We start from the raw sequence: 15,920 nt of genomic DNA on the forward strand, positions 1-15,920 counted from the left end.
GTTAGACTAGTTATTTAATTACGTAAACCTTTTACCTAAAAAACTTGTTCAATGATTCTGTTAATTAAATTCGAAAATTGTTAAACAACGTATTTTTAAAGGCCTTTAAAGCGAGGTCAGACCATTACATTCAATGATAGCATTTAGGGTGTTTAATTTACCTCAACCAACCAGAAAGCGATAACACTGATATTAAGACCACTAAAAACATCACATTTCGTTTGGCTAAACGCACCAAAGTGCAAGGCTCTTCAGTATAGTCCTCTTTGTTAATATCGACTTCTTCTGCGGCGTCGGCGACTTTGCATAAAAGTTCTTTTGCCGAAACATTAAGGTCAAATAAATACTTCAACCAAATTGGCAATGCGCGAGAAAAGTGCCCCATTAATAATAAACCTAAAGCGGTAATTCTTGCAGGTAGCCAATCAAGAATAGCCATTAATTGTTGGGCTATGCTTAATTCATTTTGAAACTCTGTTTTGTAAGCATGAGTTGTGCTTCTTGCCAAAACATACATAACCGCACCCGCAGGGCCAAGCAACGCGAACCAAATAATCACCGCCGCATAATGTTGATAGTTCAACCATACCAATTCTTGGCCAAATGAGCCTGGGCTGTCTCCACTGTGGCCCAACTGATCGGCATACATAGTACAAGCCTGAAAATCACCTCGATTAGCCGCTTGCAGATAACATTTGTACACATCTCGCAAATTGGGACAGCCTATACATACCATCAAAATCGCGGTATCAAGAATGAGTCTAATCAAAGCGTTATCAACGCTATTGATTAATATTAGAAGGATTAGCGCAGGAAGAATAACCACCGCTAAAAAACTGGCAGTGGACATATCTTCAGAAAAGATATTTTTTCTCATTAAAAAACGTTGATAAAGGCCATTATAGAAACTCTCTCGCCAATACTTGGTTTGAGTGGCTACACGTTCTGCCATCAAAACCACAATCAAGCTAATTAATGTCATGTAACTTCCTTCTATTTATTATATTCATTATAAAAAAGTGTTTGCTGCAAAAAAGCGCTGCAGGCCTCGGCCTTATATGCTCTTGCTGAAACTAATCTGTTGCCTAAAGCCTGGCCAATCAAAACTCACCCCAGGATCAGTTTTACGTCCTGGAGCAATATCATTATGGCCGACGATTCTACCTATAGTAATTAATGGGTATTTTTCAACAATAACGTTAGTGACTTGAACCAATGCTGCATATTGCTGTTCACTATATGCGGTATTATCTGTCCCTTCCAACTCAATGCCAATTGAAAAATCATTGCATCTGGTACGACCTTGAAAGGACGAAACACCAGCATGCCAAGCGCGTTCTTCGAATCCTACAAATTGGATAATTTGACCGTCTCGTCGAATCAACAAATGAGATGACACCCGCATCTGATATATTTGTTCAAATATAGGATGGCTGTGAGGCTGAAGTTTTCCAGCAAAAAAATCTAAAATATGCGGGCCGCCGAATTCACCGGGAGGCAATGATATATTGTGGATTACCAATAGACTGATATCATGGTCCGCTGGTCTGCAATCAAAATGCTCACATTCAGAACGTTGAACCGAATCTAGCCAACCCGCGTTTATTTGCAATCTGGTGTCTGAGACCATATATAAAAATAGCCGTTAATATATAAGCGATAAAGAAGCAGCATAGCAGGGTATAGAATGGAACAAAATCAATCACCAGCGGAAAACTCCACTAAAATAGGAAAATGGATGTTTTTTGCGTTTTGGATAGTCGGTCTGTTGCTGCTATCGCTATTTTTTGGTGATCGTTTAGAAAAACAAAAAAATCCAAATCAAAATCCGCAAAGTCAGCTAAACAACGGTGCCGCTGAAGTTAAGCTCAAGCGCAATCGTATGGGCCATTATGTAGCCAGTGGCCTGATTAATGGACAACCTGTTACCTTTTTATTAGATACAGGCGCAACCAATGTATCTGTTCCAGCTCATTTGGCCAATGAATTAGGTTTAGTCGGTGGCGCTAGATACTCCGTTTCAACCGCTAACGGCAATGTGACTGTAGCGCAAACTAACATCCAACAACTTGACTTAGGCTCGATCCGAATAAACGACGTTCGTGCCAGTATCAACCCCGGTATGTTAAGTGATGAAATTCTGTTGGGTATGAGTGTACTCAAACAGTTGGAATTTACTCAACGTGGAGATTGGTTAATACTGCGACATTAACAATATTAAATAGATTACCTCTTGGCTAATCTGCGATTACTTTACTTGTGTGACTTATATATGAATCAAAACTCGATAATAAAAGATGTTGAGCAAGCGCTTGACGAGGATTTAAATGGCTTAGGCCCAATAGATGGAGACATTACCGCGGCATTAATTAGTAATGATGTGATGGTAAAAGCATCTATTCTAACCCGAGAAGACTGCACAATATGCGGTATACAATGGGCAACTGAAACATTCAGACAAGTAAATCCTGAAATCAAAGTCAATTGGTTAGTGGCGGATGGCGATTTATGTAAAGCCAATCAAATATTTTGCGAACTCGCTGGCTCGGCGCGCTCCATATTGACTGCAGAGCGCACCGCCCTCAATTTTTTACAGACATTATCTGGAACTGCAACCACGGCGAAAGCCTACGTTGATATACTCGCGGGTAGCGGTATCACCTTATTAGACACTCGCAAAACTATACCAGGCATGCGCTTGGCACAGAAATATGCGGTAAAATGCGGTGGTGCCGAAAATCATCGTATTGGTTTATTTGATGCTTTCCTTATAAAAGAAAACCACATATTGGCGTGCGGCTCTATTGCCAACGCAGTTAAACAAGCACGCCAAAATATGCCGCAAGCCAAGGTGGAAGTGGAAGTGGAAAGCCTCGAAGAGCTGCAACAGGCGATAGATGCAAGGGCAGATATTGTGATGTTGGATAATTTTGATCACGAAATGCTTAGTCAAGCAGTATTGATCAATCAAAAAACAGTGAAATTGGAAGTTTCGGGCAATATAACCGAAGAAAAATTGCATAATTTGCGGGGAATAGGTATAGATTTTGTGTCATCAGGGGCTTTAACCAAGGATGTCAAATCAATTGATTTATCTCTTAGAATCAATTAGTTAACTATTTATAGACGGCAAAATTGTTTGATGAAAGAGACTTGAGTATATTTCTGCATACTTGTCAGTAACGGATCTCGTTCTATACTGATTATGAATTCAACGAGGACGCCATCAAACGCAAACGTAGTTGTGGCAACAAACAACTTAACTAATTATTTTACAGTAACTTAAATCGCACTCAATGGTGCAGGAGATAAATACCATGAAAATGACTCAAATGACTAACAACAAAGGTTTTACACTAATTGAATTGATGATCGTTGTAGCGATTATCGGTATTCTTGCAGCCATCGCATTACCTGCTTACCAAGGATACACGCAAAAAGCGAAGTTTACTGAAGTAACTAATGCGACAGCAGCAGCGAAATCAGCGGTTGAAGTATGTGCACAGGTTAACAATGCATTGACTGATTGTGACGGTGGTTCAAATGGTATCCCAGCTAACGTAACAGTATCTGCAGCAGAAGTAGGTTTGACTACTACTGACGGTACTATCGTAACTGAAGGTAAGACTGGTAGTGATTTGGCAGGTAAAACCTATACTTTAACTGCTGCATATGCGGCTGGCAAGGTAACTTGGACTCCAACTTGTAGTGATACTACTCTTTGTTAATATTTAGCTAAGAAAATAATATTTAAAGCCCAGGTTAACTGGGCTTTTTCGTCTAAACAGATAGATAAATAGGGTTTAACGATGGCTAAAACAGCAGAAATGTATACCTGGGTTGGAGTCGATAAAAAAGGCAACAGTCGTAAAGGCGAGATCAGTGCTATTTCGTTGTCGGAAGCGAAAAACATGCTACGCCGCCAAGGTGTTTCTGCCACTAAAGTTAAGAAACTCGCCAAGCCACTATTTGGTAGAAAAGACAAAGTTTCCGCTCAAGATATTTGTGTGTTATCTCGACAAATCGCCACCATGCTTGGGGCGGGTGTTACATTAATTCAAACCATCGACATGATCGCCCAAGGTCATGCAAAACAAAGCATGCGCCGAATGCTTACCGAGATTGCCAATGAAGTCAAAGCCGGCAATCCGCTATCAAGTGCGCTGCGCAAACATCCTGATCAATTTGAAGACCTATATTGTGATTTGGTTGAAACCGGTGAACAATCCGGTGCCTTAGAAACAATCTATGATCGAATCGCGACTTATAAAGAAAAAGCCGAAGCGTTAAAATCGAAAATCAAAAAAGCCATGTTCTATCCAATTGCGGTAGTAGTAGTCGCCTTTATTGTAACCACTATCCTATTGATATTTGTAGTACCGCAGTTTCAAGAAATATTCAGTAGCTTTGGAGCTGAATTACCCGCCTTTACCTTATTTGTATTAGCTATTTCCCAATTTGTGCAAGATTTTGGCATTTTCATCGCGGCGGGCACAGCGATTGCTGCGGTTTTATTTATGCGGGCCCACAAAAAGTCAAAAAACTTACAAGATAAAGTGGATATGCTAATTCTCAAAATACCCATTATTGGTGAAATTTTAAAAAAAGCCTCAATCGCTCGATTTACCCGTACACTTGCAACCACCTTTGCTGCTGGTGTGCCTTTGATTGGCGCATTGGACTCAGCCGCTGGCGCTTCGGGCAATGCCGTTTTTCGGGATGCTATATTATTTATTAAGCGGGAAGTTGCTGGCGGTATGCAAATGAACACCGCGATGCGCGCAACAGGCGTGTTTCCAGACATGGTGACGCAAATGATTGCCATCGGTGAAGAGTCTGGTGCAGTGGATGATATGCTCAGTAAAATTGCAACTATTTACGAAGCCGAAGTAGATGACATGGTTGACGGCTTAACCAGTTTGTTAGAGCCGATGATTATGGCCGTTTTAGGGGTGGTCATTGGTGGTTTGATTATCGCTATGTATTTACCAATCTTCCAAATGGGTAACGTGGTTTAGCAAAAGCCAGACTCACGTTATATAATTCGTATTATGATTGCTAGAAAGGTTTCTACCTAAAGACTTTTCTGGCAAGCTTAAACAAAATGATTTTTCATAATAATAAAGTGCCTATATATGCCTGCGATGTTTGAGCTCTTAGCCGATTCACCCCTATTTTTTGTTAGTTTTGTCTTTGTCGTCAGTTTATTGGTAGGCAGTTTTTTAAATGTGGTTATTTACCGCTTGCCGTTAATGATGGAAAGAGGTTGGAAACAAGAGTATCAACAATATTTCCAGCCAGAATCGGCAGAACAAGCCTCTTCAGAGACGTTCAATTTAATTAAACCTGACTCAACTTGCCCTAAGTGCCAACATAAAATAAGAGCTTGGGAGAATATTCCAGTGATTAGCTGGCTTTTTCTTAAGGGAAAATGCAGTCAGTGCAAAAATCCAATTTCATTTCGCTACCCTGCCGTTGAGTTGCTGACTGCTTTAGCCAGCATGGCGATAGCCTGGCATTTTGGTTTCGGATGGCAAGCCGCCGCCGCAGTGTTACTGACTTGGTGCCTGATTGCGTTAATTTTTATTGATATCGATAAAATGTTGTTACCGGATCAAATTACCCTGCCAGTTTTATGGTTAGGTCTAGTATTCAGTACCACGGGCTTATTTGTAAGTCCTATCGACGCCATAATTGGAGCGGCAGCAGGTTACCTAAGTCTGTGGAGTGTTTACTGGCTGTTTAAGTTACTCACAGGCAAAGAAGGAATGGGTTACGGTGATTTTAAATTGCTCGCAGCCTTAGGTGCTTGGGTCGGTTGGCAATACCTTCCGATCATCATATTACTTTCATCTTTTGTTGGTGCAATTATAGGAATTAGCTATTTATTGATCAAAGGAAAAGATAAAGGCAGCCATATTCCTTTTGGTCCGTACTTGGCGATTGCCGGTTGGCTGACGTTAATTTATGGCAAAGATATAGCTAACTGGTATTGGAGTTGGGCAATAGCATGAGTGATTACGTAGTTGGATTGACTGGCGGAATTGGCAGTGGCAAAACCGCCGTTTCAGATTTATTTGCTGATTTAGGCATCGATGTAATAGACGCTGACGTGTTGGCCCGTCAAGTGGTTGAACTAGGTAGTCCGGCTTTGCATTTGATTGCGCAAAAATTTGGGAAAGATTCGCTTTTAAGTGACGGAAATCTGAACCGCCAATATATTCGAGAGATAGTATTTTCTGATCCCTTATTGAAAACTTGGTTAGATAACCTACTGCATCCATTAATTCGCCAAAATATGCAACGTCAATTAAAACAGGCTAAGTCTCCATATTGTATCCTTGCCGTTCCCTTGTTGATCGAAAATAACATGATGGCAATGGTCAATCGGGTTTTGGTGGTCGATGTTAGTGAAGACATTCAGCTGCAACGGGCAGCAAACCGAGACCAACAGTCTCAACAGCAAATTAAAAACATAATGGCTAACCAAGTCTCTCGTAAGGTGCGGTTAAAGCATGCCGACGATGTAATCGATAATAATGGCCCAGTTGATAATTTAACAAACCAAGTAAGCCAATTGCACAAGCAATATTTATTGCAAGCGAACAATCAACTGGCCTTGATTTAAACAAATAAAACATTGACGGTACTGTGTATTAAAAACCAAATATTGACTCAGACCAATTTTGTTATGTTATTCTTCTAACTGCTGCTTTACCAATTGACCCCCAAATTATCTAATGGCGCTAATGTGACTTGATGGCAACTTTATTATCTTGGGGTTGAAATCTGATGCGTTTTGCGGTGTAGTTCCGGTTATAATAATCATTCAATAGCCAGTTCTAACTATTTAATTTACTATTTTTAAGAACATTAAATCTTCCGTCTGCGTATAATTTCTTTAGGATAATCAATGTCATTAGCTGTTTATGAGTTTCCATTAAACGAAAAAGTCAGGACCTATTTGCGTCTTGAACAGTTGTTTATACAACTCAAACAAAGCGCACAAGCCCAAGAAGATTGGCAGTTTATGAGTTTTTTTGAGGCCCTATTCACTTTACTTGATCTTTTAGAACGACTGGATATTCGTAGTGACATTCTAAAAGACATCGAAGTTCACGAAAAAAACTTAGTATTTTGGTCGCAACATCCAAAGATTGATTCAGAAGCATTGCAAGCTGCGTTACAAAAAATACTTCGCCTTCGAGACCAACTCAAACACTCGAAAAAAGTCGGAGCGAGTTTAAAAGAAGACAAATTTTTAAGCTCGATAAGACAACGTTTTTCCATTCCAGGTGGTACCTGCAGCTTCGATTTACCCAATTTACACTATTGGATCAAACAACCGTTGGATTTAATTCGTAGCGATATTAATAATTGGTTATCGGAATTCGATTTGATCAACGAAGCTATCGATATTACTTTAGCCTTTTTGCGAGAAAGAGGCCGATTTACCGCTATTACCGCAGAAAATGGTTTTTACCAAGGCATCGCTGATGACAAAAGTGAATTAATACGCATTCAGAGTCTTACCGATGAGGGCTACTACCCAATGTTGAGTGGTAACAAATACCGCTATGCAATCCGATTTATGTTATTTACAGCCAATGAAAATGGCAGTACTCAAGTCAATGAGTCAGTTCAGTTTAATATTGCCAGTTGTTAGGAGTTTAACGTTACGATGGAAGTATCCTGCCCCACTTGTGCAAAAAAAGTAGAATGGAATGAAAAAAGTCTGTTCCGACCATTTTGTTGTAAGCGCTGCCAACTGATTGATTTGGGCGAGTGGTCGAATGAAGAAAAAGTTATTGCGACTGAAAACCCAAATAGTAATGATGCAAATACCTCACTTCCTGATATTGAAGACATAGAGGCGATGTTGGCTCAGCAGAATCAAGACTTTTTTAAAGAATAGGCTCTAATGCTTCTACCATCAGTTGCAAACTAACTCGTCCTCTAAACTCATTGATATCCAACTTGTAAGCAATGTGAATTTGCTTGCAACTAGGGTTGGGCCAAAGCTGCGGATCAATATTAAACGCAATTGCATCCACTAATACGCCCGATTCTGCCTTCAACATTAGTTTGAGGTGTTTACCGCCCAATAACTTTTGATCTACTGGCGTAAAAATGCCATCAAAAATAGGCTCAGGAAAGCCCTGCCCCCATGGACCTGAATCTTTAAGTTGTTGCGCAAATTCAAGTGAGAATTCTTGATGAGAGAGCTCACCATCACTTAATATCTGCCCACTTAAATCACGATCTTTTAAAAGTTCGTGGCTAACTTGCTCAAAAATACGCTTAAATGCAGCAAACTTGTCAGCATGAATGGTTAAGCCTGCGGCCATAGCATGACCACCAAATTTGACTATCACATCGGGATAGCGACTGTTGATCTCTTCTAATAAATCGCGAATATGCAGACCAGCGATTGATCTTGCTGACCCTTTGAGAGTGTGATCGTCTTGATGGGCGAAGGCGATAGTTGGACGATTGTATTTTTCTTTGATTTTACCTGCAACAATACCAATAACCCCCTGATGGAAGTCAGCTTGATAAACAATAATCCCATTTTTAGTTTGATCGCCATCAATCGCTAACGTTTCTAAACTGGCTAACGCTTGGTCTTGCATGGACTGCTGAATTTCTCTGCGCTCTCGATTTAATGAGTCGAGCTCCACGGCCATTTGACGGGCTTTGCTATGGTCTGCAGCTAACAGACATTCTATTCCCAAAGACATATCATCTAGCCTACCCGCCGCATTGAGTCGTGGACCGAGTACAAATCCCAAATCACTGGACACCATTCTTTCGGGACTTTTACCAGCAACTTCCACTAAAGCTTTGATACCGGGTCGACATTTACCACTACGAATTCGTTGCAGTCCTTGATAAACCAACACACGATTATTACTGTCTAACGGCACCACATCAGCAACTGTTCCCAAAGCGACAATATCTAAAAACTCAGCTAGATTGGGTTCCGGAATGGCTTTTTTGTCAAACCACTGGGTTTGTTTAAGGTGATTTCTCAGGGCTAACATCAAATAAAATGCCACCCCTACTCCCGCCAAGTTTTTCGATAAAAACTCACAACCAGGTTGATTAGGATTCACGATCGCGTCAGCTTGAGGTAAACGGTCTGCAGCTAAATGGTGGTCGGTGACCAGCACTTTTATCCCCAGTTCTTTGGCCTTATCTACACCATCAAAACAGGCTATGCCATTATCGACAGTGATAATCAGTTGCGCACCTTGTTGATGAGCCACTTGTACTATTTCTGGACTTAGACCGTAACCAAAATCAAATCGATTAGGTACTAGGTAAGAATGTCCACTGGCACCCATTTTAGCCAAGCACAACATTGTCAACGCGGTACTGGTGGCTCCATCGGCATCGAAATCTCCAACGATGATAATTTTTAACTGTTTTTCAAGCGCTTCACTCAGCACCTGAACCGCAGCATCCATTCCTGAAAGGTGTTGATAATGTAATAACGCTTTAGCACGTTTATCTAACTGACTCGCATCTTCTATTCCGCGACTAGCAAAAATTTGTCGAATAATAGGCTGGGAAATATGTGATAAGTGGGAGTCAGATACGGTTTCGCGACGGACAATTTTGGCAGACATATGATATCGTTTTTTGAGGTGAGCAGAGTGACACTGGAAAATAAAAGGCTCAAAACAGTTTATGTTTCGAGCCCAAATTTCTTCAACTTATATTTGCGATAATTTCTCTAGTAACGCATCTGCAGGCATGTAGCCACCAACCAATGAACCATCGGGTAAGATGATATTTGGGGTACCATTGACGCCGATACGAGTTCCAAATGCATATTCATCAGCAACTTTGTTACTACAAGTGCTGCCATCAACATCAGCCCCTGTTTTTGCCGCGGTTAGTGCACCTTGTTTATCATCAGCACACCATACTGCAACCATATCGTAATAAGTTTGGGTATTAAGACCACCTCGAGGAAATGCTAAATAACGAACGGTAATCCCTTTGTCATTGTAATCGTCAATTTCACGATGCAGTTTACGGCAATAACCGCAAGTAATATCAGTGAAGACGTTAATCACATACTTTTCATCTTTTGCCTTGAATTCAATGACGTCTTCATCAGAAAAATCAGAAATACCTTCTATACGCAATTCAGCTAATTTTACATCAGTTTCGTTACGCATTCCGGCATCGACATTGAAAATTCGACCACTTACTAGGTATTTACCGTTTTCACTGGCATAAAATAGACCTTGATTGGTCGACACCTGAGCTAAGTTAGGCACTGGCGAATCACCAATAGCCAACACTTTAAGGCCCAAAACACTTTCTAATTTCTGTTTAGTCTTGGCGTAGTCTGGACTACCCACATCTGCTTTTAGTTTTGACCCTACTTTGGGAGTAGTGTCAGCCTGATCTTTGACCATCACTTTTGCAGTATCAAGTTAGCAGAAGCGCTTTCTTTGTCTGTCATCATTGCATAAGCTGATACGGCAGCAACACACAAGGTCACCAAAATTACGGGTGGTTTTATCCAATTTTTCATTTACCTTCCTATTAATTAACAATTATTAACGGTGTTACTAATTGTTAGACCTGCGAAATGAGTAATAAATTGCATCTAATCAGTTAATTTTACCTTTCAATATTGTTCGTTAGTTTATAACGAATGCGCCGCCAATCCAATCAAACCTAAACTTACATAGGCATATATTTTCAGGTTTTCTAATAAAATCATGTTTCTGGAAAGCAAACATTACAGATTAACTAATTAGCCTCTAGGATGGTGCTCTTCCACCAGCATTTGCAATCTTTGTGTGGCCACATGTGTATAGATTTGGGTTGTCGATAAATCGCTGTGACCTAACAGCATTTGCACTACTCGTAAGTCAGCCCCATGATTGAGCAAGTGGGTAGCAAACGCATGGCGTAACGTATGCGGAACAAATGGGTTTGAATACCAGCAACAAGGGCATAGTGTTTTATCCTGTGCCAAAAAGTTTGCCTTGTCATCATCACACCACGGTTACTTGGGAAGACAATATCCGATTCGGTTTTTAACAAGTTTCCACGCGCTAATTTTATAAATCTCAATAACCATTCAATAGCTTCTTCGCCAAGGGGCACTAATCGTTCTTTATTACCTTTACCAGTGACTCTTATTACCCCTTGTTGCAACCCCATTTGTTCCATTCGCAATGATACTAATTCGGATACACGCAGACCTGTGGCATACAAAACCTCCAACATGGCCTTATCTCTAAACTCAATTGGATTATCTATATTGGGCGCATTGAGTAAATCATCTACCTGCTCTTCACTCAGGGTTTTAGGCAGTGATTGCGGTAACTTAGGATTGCGCATTTGTGCAATAGGGTCATCGTCTCGTAACTTCGATTGCAACAGGTAAATATTGAACATCCGCAAACTACTTAGAAAACGCGCGATACTGCGCTCAGACATGCCTAAATCGTATTGGTGGGCTAAGTATTGGTCTAAATCAGATTTGCTAAAGTGGCTAAGTTCAAAGTCAGCTAAGTGTTTTTCAGCAAAAATAACGAACTTCAATAAGTCGGAACGATAGGCATTTAAGGTATGCTCACTGAGCCCTTTTTCTATCCAAATAGAATCAATAAAGGTCTCGACTAATGCTAAATGATCATCTTGTACTGCCAATTTACTGCTCCTTAAGCATCATTTAACGCAAATTCTTCAGCATCAATTTAGCTTCTTTTGAGCCTTGTTCTACCGCTTTTTTGAGCCATATTTTGGCCTTTTTAGGATCAGATTTAGTCCCAAGACCTTGTATATAAGCTTTGGCAGTTGCCACCATCCCTTCTACCGATCCCCATTTAGCACTTTGTTCATAATAAACCGTGGACAAAACGAGATCTTTTTTAAGACCTTTTTCGGTCTCATGCAATTGCGCTAATCCGAAAGCGCATCGGGATTTTGCATCGCATAGGCAATAATGTAATAGGATTCTGATTTTTGTGGATCTGCAGCAACCACCTCGCCACTGGCGTATATATAACCGAGTTCAACAAGGGCATTCTGATTATTTTTTGCAGCGCTTTGTTCAAATAATTTTAGGCCTTTATCAATATTTTGTTCACGGCCTTCGCCATAAAAATAACAATATCCAACATCATACAAAACATGCTCAACACCAAACTCAACGGCTTTTTCATAATAATCACAGGCTTGTTTGTAATCGGACTCCCCTAACTCCCCAAAATAGTAAATATCCGCTAAGTTCTCCGCGGCATAACCATTTCGTTGACTGACGGACTTTTGATACCACTCGACGGCGGCCTTAAGGTCTTTCTCTACACCATTTCCGTATCGCAACGACGTGGCGTAATTGTTCTGTCCGGTAGAATTGCCTCCGTTGGCTGAAAATTGGTAAAAACTCGCCGCTTTTTCATAATCCACCGCCACACTTTCGCCATGCTCATACATATAACCTAAATTCGCAGCGGCTCGAAAACTTCCGTGATTGACAGCTTGTACATAATACTCAATCGATTGAGATATGCTTTTTTCAACAAGCTCACCTTCACGATAAATAATACCCAATTCAAACATCGCGTCTTTGTCACCTAAACTCGCCGCTTGTTTAAAGCGATTAATTCCTTGCGCTATATCCTGGTAATGATCAATCTCAATAAATGCCAAACCATAGGCACAACTGGCCACTTCGTTAGCATTACTTTCAGGATCATCAATGACTTGCTTATAAAATTGGGTAGCTAAATCATAATTGCGGATTTCCACCTCATCGGCATACAGATCACCTAAGCGGCAACCGGCCAAGTGAAACCCCGCGTCCATCGATTTTTGAAAGTATTCAATTGCTTGTGACAAGTCTCTGCTAACCCCTCGTGCAAAGCGATATGCAAGAGCCACATTATAGAGTGCGTTGGGATCACCTTGGTCTGCTGCTTGTTGATACCAATAAAAAGCTTTATCTCGATCTTTAGCCAAACCAAAGTGAGAAAACGTATATAAAATCCCATAATCTAATTGTGCACTGGCATAACCTTGCTCGGCCAGTTGCGCGATAATGGCTAATCCAGCGTCGCTATCTTGCTGATTATTCCAACCACCTTTCAATAAAATATGTGCATAATCTAATTTTGCTCGAGGATATCTTTCACCTAAACGCTGAAGCAAATACGTTAGCTTTTGATTAACTAATGGGGTTATCAAACCAAAGGTGGTGTTATAACGATTGATAGCATTTCGCCAATAGCTAAAATACTCATCATTCAAATTATCTAATAATAAATCGAATAATGGACCGTTATTAGGTTGATTTAAAAAGCCGTCTAACCAAGCATTAGTTGCCTCTTGGGCCCCTAAATTTTTGACATTATATCGATATAGCTGTGCCGCTTCGCTCACCTCAAAAGGGTCTTGGGTTGACAACATATACTGTCAAAGACCGCGCTAGCATCAACAAATCCATTTTCAGAATAGGTGAGTAAGTCATCAATTCTAAATTCGAGTTCATCGGTGTTTTGGGTATGTAAGTAAGCGTAAGCTAACGCAACAGAGGCTACCGCGCCTAGATTGTCGGAACTTTCCAATGACTGAATAACCAACTCTGGGTGATCATTTCTAAGCCAATTGCCAAATTGCCAAAGAAAAGCCGCTACGCTTCCAGTCTGAAAACGGCTTTCCATTTGAATTTTAGCGAGCTGTTTGCTTTTTCCATTTTGCGGGATCAGAAGATTACGTTGGCGCGCGAAAAACTCAGTATTTTCTACGTAGTACACTGAGTATTTAGAATTTAGCGTATCCATTGTATGTACTTTGTATACGACTTGATTCGCTAGACGAACCATTTCCATATCGAATACGCTGATACCAACCCAATTAAAAATAATTTGAGCTTCGTAAAGGTCCCTAATTTTAATTGCTTGTAGTGGCGTTTCGCCGTTTCCGGATTGCAGTAAAAGACCTGAAATGAGGTCGATTTTGTGTTTAATTTGCTGGCTTTTCTCGTCATTTGAAGCCATATCTGCACAATGAAGCGCAACCCGATAAGCCATTAAACTGGTATTATTTAACGCCAAAGTATCGTCGATGATTTGCTGATGTGCTTGACTGCAAAAATCGGCTTCAGGCCAAGAATTCAAGCTCTCTAACAGGGTTGTGTAGGGTGTGACAACCGAATCAACATCAGCGATGAAAAACTGGTTTATTTGCTGCAACCAATATTTTGTATCCGCATCCATATTAGAAGTATCAAAATCCAAAACAATGGGCGGTTGAATATCTTGAGACTGTTCCTTTGTCGTAGTTGCACATCCTGTCAACCCTCCACCAATTAACAAGATGGAAGATAAAATACTCAACAAATATACCCTATTTTGTTTCATATCATTTGAACCCTTTGACTTGTTTAACCAAATCATATGCTGATTGAATATCTTGGGCCTTATTTTTTGCGATCTCAATAGCTTGTTTCGGTAAACCTTTGGAAACTAATTTATCCGGATGGTATTCGGTCATAAGTTTACGATAAGCCTTTTTGATAGTCTTGCCATCATCACTTTCTTTCACCCCTAAAATCTTATACGCATCTTGAAGCGATTGCTGTTGTGAATAGTGAGGTTGTTGCGAGTGTGAGCGCCCGCGGTTGCCGTTGCCGCGTCCTTGACCGCTACGAAAGCGAATTTCCGCTTCGTACATGGAAAGTAAATACAGAAATTCATGCTCTTTGAATCCCAAATGACGAGCGGCCTTTTCCAACAAATGCTGCTCTTTTTTATCTAATTTTCCATCAACAAAAGCGGCTTGGATAAGAATTTCTAAAAACACCTGCAATACATCGCGTCTGCCATGGCAAGAAGCTTTAAATTCGCGCAACACTTCATCCACAGGGAAATCATTTGCTTTACCTTCACGAAAAGCTTGCTGCGCTTCTTTACGAGTATCGCCCTGCAGATTCATTTGGTCCATCAAAGCGGTTGCCATGCGTATTTCCGAATCAGTTACCTGACCGTCTGCTTTGGCTATGTGTCCCATCAGGGAAAACAAAGCATGAAAAAATATGGCTTGGGACTTCAGCTCATCTTGACTGGTAAAAAAGCGGCTGAACCCTCCCATTTGATTAAAATCGCGACTGTACCCCTTATCAAAAAAGTGACCTATTATAAATCCAATCACAGCTCCAATTGGGCCACGGAACATAAACCCAAACACAGTTCCTAATACTTTTCCCCAAATCGGCATTGTTAACCTTCCATCTTATTAATTTGTTCTAAACGTTGCGGAGTACCTATATCAAACCAAATGCCTGTATGGTGCTGACCAGTAAGTTGACCTTTTTCTGCTAAATCAAAAAGTAGTGGTGCCAATGGTGATTTTCGCCCATCAAGATTAGCGAACAAACCGACATCATAAACAGCTATTCCACTGAAGGTGAATTGATTTTGTGGCTGACGCACGACTTTGTGGTCAATTAAATTAAAGTCGCCCTTTAGATTATGTGGGGGGTTATTAACTAAAACCAAATGCCCTTTGCTGCCATCTAACTCATTAGGTAGGCAACTAAACTCAAAATCTGAATAAATATCAGCATTTATAACGGTAAAGTAACGTTGCTGTTGTAAGCACGACTTCAGCAGTGGCAAGGCATTGATAATTCCACCAGCGGTTTCTAGTGCGCTGGTTTCTGCTGAATAATGAATCTGCAGGTTGTAACGCTCACCATTCCCCAAAAATGCGACTATTTGCTCTCCAAGCCAAGCATGATTTATCACCACATGTTGAAAACCAGCTAAGGCCAACTTTTCCAAATGCAATTCAATTAATGCTTTACCTTTTACAGTTAACAGTGGTTTAGGTGTGGTATCCGTGAGGGGGCGCATTCGCTCTCCCCGCCCGGCAGCCAAAATCATTGC

General features: G+C 40.6%; 17 protein-coding genes and 1 pseudogene. 8 read left to right on the forward strand and 10 right to left on the reverse strand.

Annotated elements, in window-relative coordinates; all coding sequences use genetic code 11:
• Nucleotides 1-157: 157 nt before the first annotated feature.
• Both ampE and ampD read right to left on the reverse strand, forming a co-directional pair.
• On the reverse strand, nt 158-982 hold the full coding sequence (ampE, locus tag VUI23_RS16110; protein WP_303501359.1) for a beta-lactamase regulator AmpE: 825 nt from the start codon (nt 980-982) through the stop codon (nt 158-160).
• 72 nt (nt 983-1,054) lie between these two features.
• Nucleotides 1,055-1,630, reverse strand: coding sequence for a 1,6-anhydro-N-acetylmuramyl-L-alanine amidase AmpD (ampD, locus tag VUI23_RS16115; RefSeq protein ID WP_342805001.1), 576 nt, complete (start codon nt 1,628-1,630; stop codon nt 1,055-1,057).
• Between the two features lie 57 nt (nt 1,631-1,687).
• Between ampD and VUI23_RS16120 the strand changes: the two genes are divergently transcribed.
• From VUI23_RS16120 to yacG, 8 genes are all read left to right on the forward strand, one after another.
• Nucleotides 1,688-2,212, forward strand: a complete 525-nt coding sequence (locus tag VUI23_RS16120; protein ID WP_216047212.1) for a TIGR02281 family clan AA aspartic protease — start codon at nt 1,688-1,690, stop codon at nt 2,210-2,212.
• Nucleotides 2,213-2,272: 60 nt separating this feature from the next.
• Complete coding sequence (gene nadC, locus VUI23_RS16125; RefSeq protein ID WP_342805002.1) at nt 2,273-3,112, forward strand: carboxylating nicotinate-nucleotide diphosphorylase; 840 nt, start codon at nt 2,273-2,275, stop codon at nt 3,110-3,112.
• Between the two features lie 205 nt (nt 3,113-3,317).
• The gene (locus VUI23_RS16130; RefSeq protein ID WP_342805003.1) at nt 3,318-3,728 is read left to right on the forward strand and encodes a prepilin-type N-terminal cleavage/methylation domain-containing protein; all 411 of its coding nucleotides are present in this window, start codon (nt 3,318-3,320) and stop codon (nt 3,726-3,728) included.
• An 81-nt stretch (nt 3,729-3,809) separates the two neighbouring features.
• Entirely contained in the window at nt 3,810-5,018 is a 1,209-nt protein-coding gene (locus VUI23_RS16135; protein ID WP_342805004.1) for a type II secretion system F family protein, read from the forward strand.
• Between the two features lie 117 nt (nt 5,019-5,135).
• Nucleotides 5,136-6,014, forward strand: coding sequence for an A24 family peptidase (locus VUI23_RS16140; RefSeq protein ID WP_342805005.1), 879 nt, complete (start codon nt 5,136-5,138; stop codon nt 6,012-6,014).
• On the forward strand, nt 6,011-6,628 hold the full coding sequence (coaE, locus tag VUI23_RS16145) for a dephospho-CoA kinase (RefSeq protein ID WP_216047217.1): 618 nt from the start codon (nt 6,011-6,013) through the stop codon (nt 6,626-6,628). The genes VUI23_RS16140 and coaE overlap by 4 nt, the downstream gene beginning before the upstream one ends.
• Before the next feature lie 285 nt (nt 6,629-6,913).
• Nucleotides 6,914-7,666, forward strand: a complete 753-nt coding sequence (gene zapD / locus VUI23_RS16150) for a cell division protein ZapD (protein WP_303501372.1) — start codon at nt 6,914-6,916, stop codon at nt 7,664-7,666.
• Nucleotides 7,667-7,681: 15 nt separating this feature from the next.
• Nucleotides 7,682-7,915 carry a DNA gyrase inhibitor YacG gene (yacG, locus tag VUI23_RS16155; protein WP_303501375.1) on the forward strand — a complete coding sequence of 78 codons (234 nt, stop codon included), beginning with the start codon at nt 7,682-7,684 and terminating at the stop codon, nt 7,913-7,915.
• Here the strand turns inward: yacG and recJ are convergent.
• The 8 genes and pseudogenes from recJ to murU form a co-directional block, all read right to left on the reverse strand.
• Nucleotides 7,905-9,632 carry a single-stranded-DNA-specific exonuclease RecJ gene (gene recJ / locus VUI23_RS16160; protein ID WP_342805006.1) on the reverse strand — a complete coding sequence of 576 codons (1,728 nt, stop codon included), beginning with the start codon at nt 9,630-9,632 and terminating at the stop codon, nt 7,905-7,907. The two genes, yacG and recJ, sit on opposite strands and share 11 nt — an antisense overlap.
• Before the next feature lie 87 nt (nt 9,633-9,719).
• Nucleotides 9,720-10,433 carry a thioredoxin fold domain-containing protein gene (locus VUI23_RS16165; protein WP_342805007.1) on the reverse strand — a complete coding sequence of 238 codons (714 nt, stop codon included), beginning with the start codon at nt 10,431-10,433 and terminating at the stop codon, nt 9,720-9,722.
• Between the two features lie 344 nt (nt 10,434-10,777).
• Nucleotides 10,778-11,682: pseudogene (xerD, locus tag VUI23_RS16170) on the reverse strand (site-specific tyrosine recombinase XerD).
• A gap of 22 nt (nt 11,683-11,704) precedes the next feature.
• Nucleotides 11,705-11,929 carry a hypothetical protein gene (locus VUI23_RS16175; RefSeq protein WP_342805008.1) on the reverse strand — a complete coding sequence of 75 codons (225 nt, stop codon included), beginning with the start codon at nt 11,927-11,929 and terminating at the stop codon, nt 11,705-11,707.
• Nucleotides 11,930-11,934: 5 nt separating this feature from the next.
• A complete protein-coding gene (locus VUI23_RS16180) occupies nt 11,935-13,440 on the reverse strand; it encodes an SEL1-like repeat protein (protein ID WP_342805009.1) in 1,506 nt (501 codons plus the stop codon).
• Nucleotides 13,410-14,393 carry a hypothetical protein gene (locus tag VUI23_RS16185; RefSeq protein WP_342805010.1) on the reverse strand — a complete coding sequence of 328 codons (984 nt, stop codon included), beginning with the start codon at nt 14,391-14,393 and terminating at the stop codon, nt 13,410-13,412. Before VUI23_RS16185 ends, VUI23_RS16180 begins: the two co-directional genes overlap by 31 nt.
• A gap of 1 nt (nt 14,394) precedes the next feature.
• The gene (gene djlA / locus VUI23_RS16190) at nt 14,395-15,249 is read right to left on the reverse strand and encodes a co-chaperone DjlA (RefSeq protein WP_216047224.1); all 855 of its coding nucleotides are present in this window, start codon (nt 15,247-15,249) and stop codon (nt 14,395-14,397) included.
• A gap of 2 nt (nt 15,250-15,251) precedes the next feature.
• Nucleotides 15,252-15,917 (reverse strand): N-acetylmuramate alpha-1-phosphate uridylyltransferase MurU, encoded by a 666-nt coding sequence (gene murU / locus VUI23_RS16195; RefSeq protein WP_342808310.1) that lies wholly within the window; start codon nt 15,915-15,917, stop codon nt 15,252-15,254.
• Nucleotides 15,918-15,920: the final 3 nt, after the last annotated feature.

The organism is Alteromonas sp. M12, assembly GCF_037478005.1.
Taxonomy (GTDB): Bacteria; Pseudomonadota; Gammaproteobacteria; order Enterobacterales; family Alteromonadaceae; genus Aliiglaciecola; species Aliiglaciecola lipolytica_A.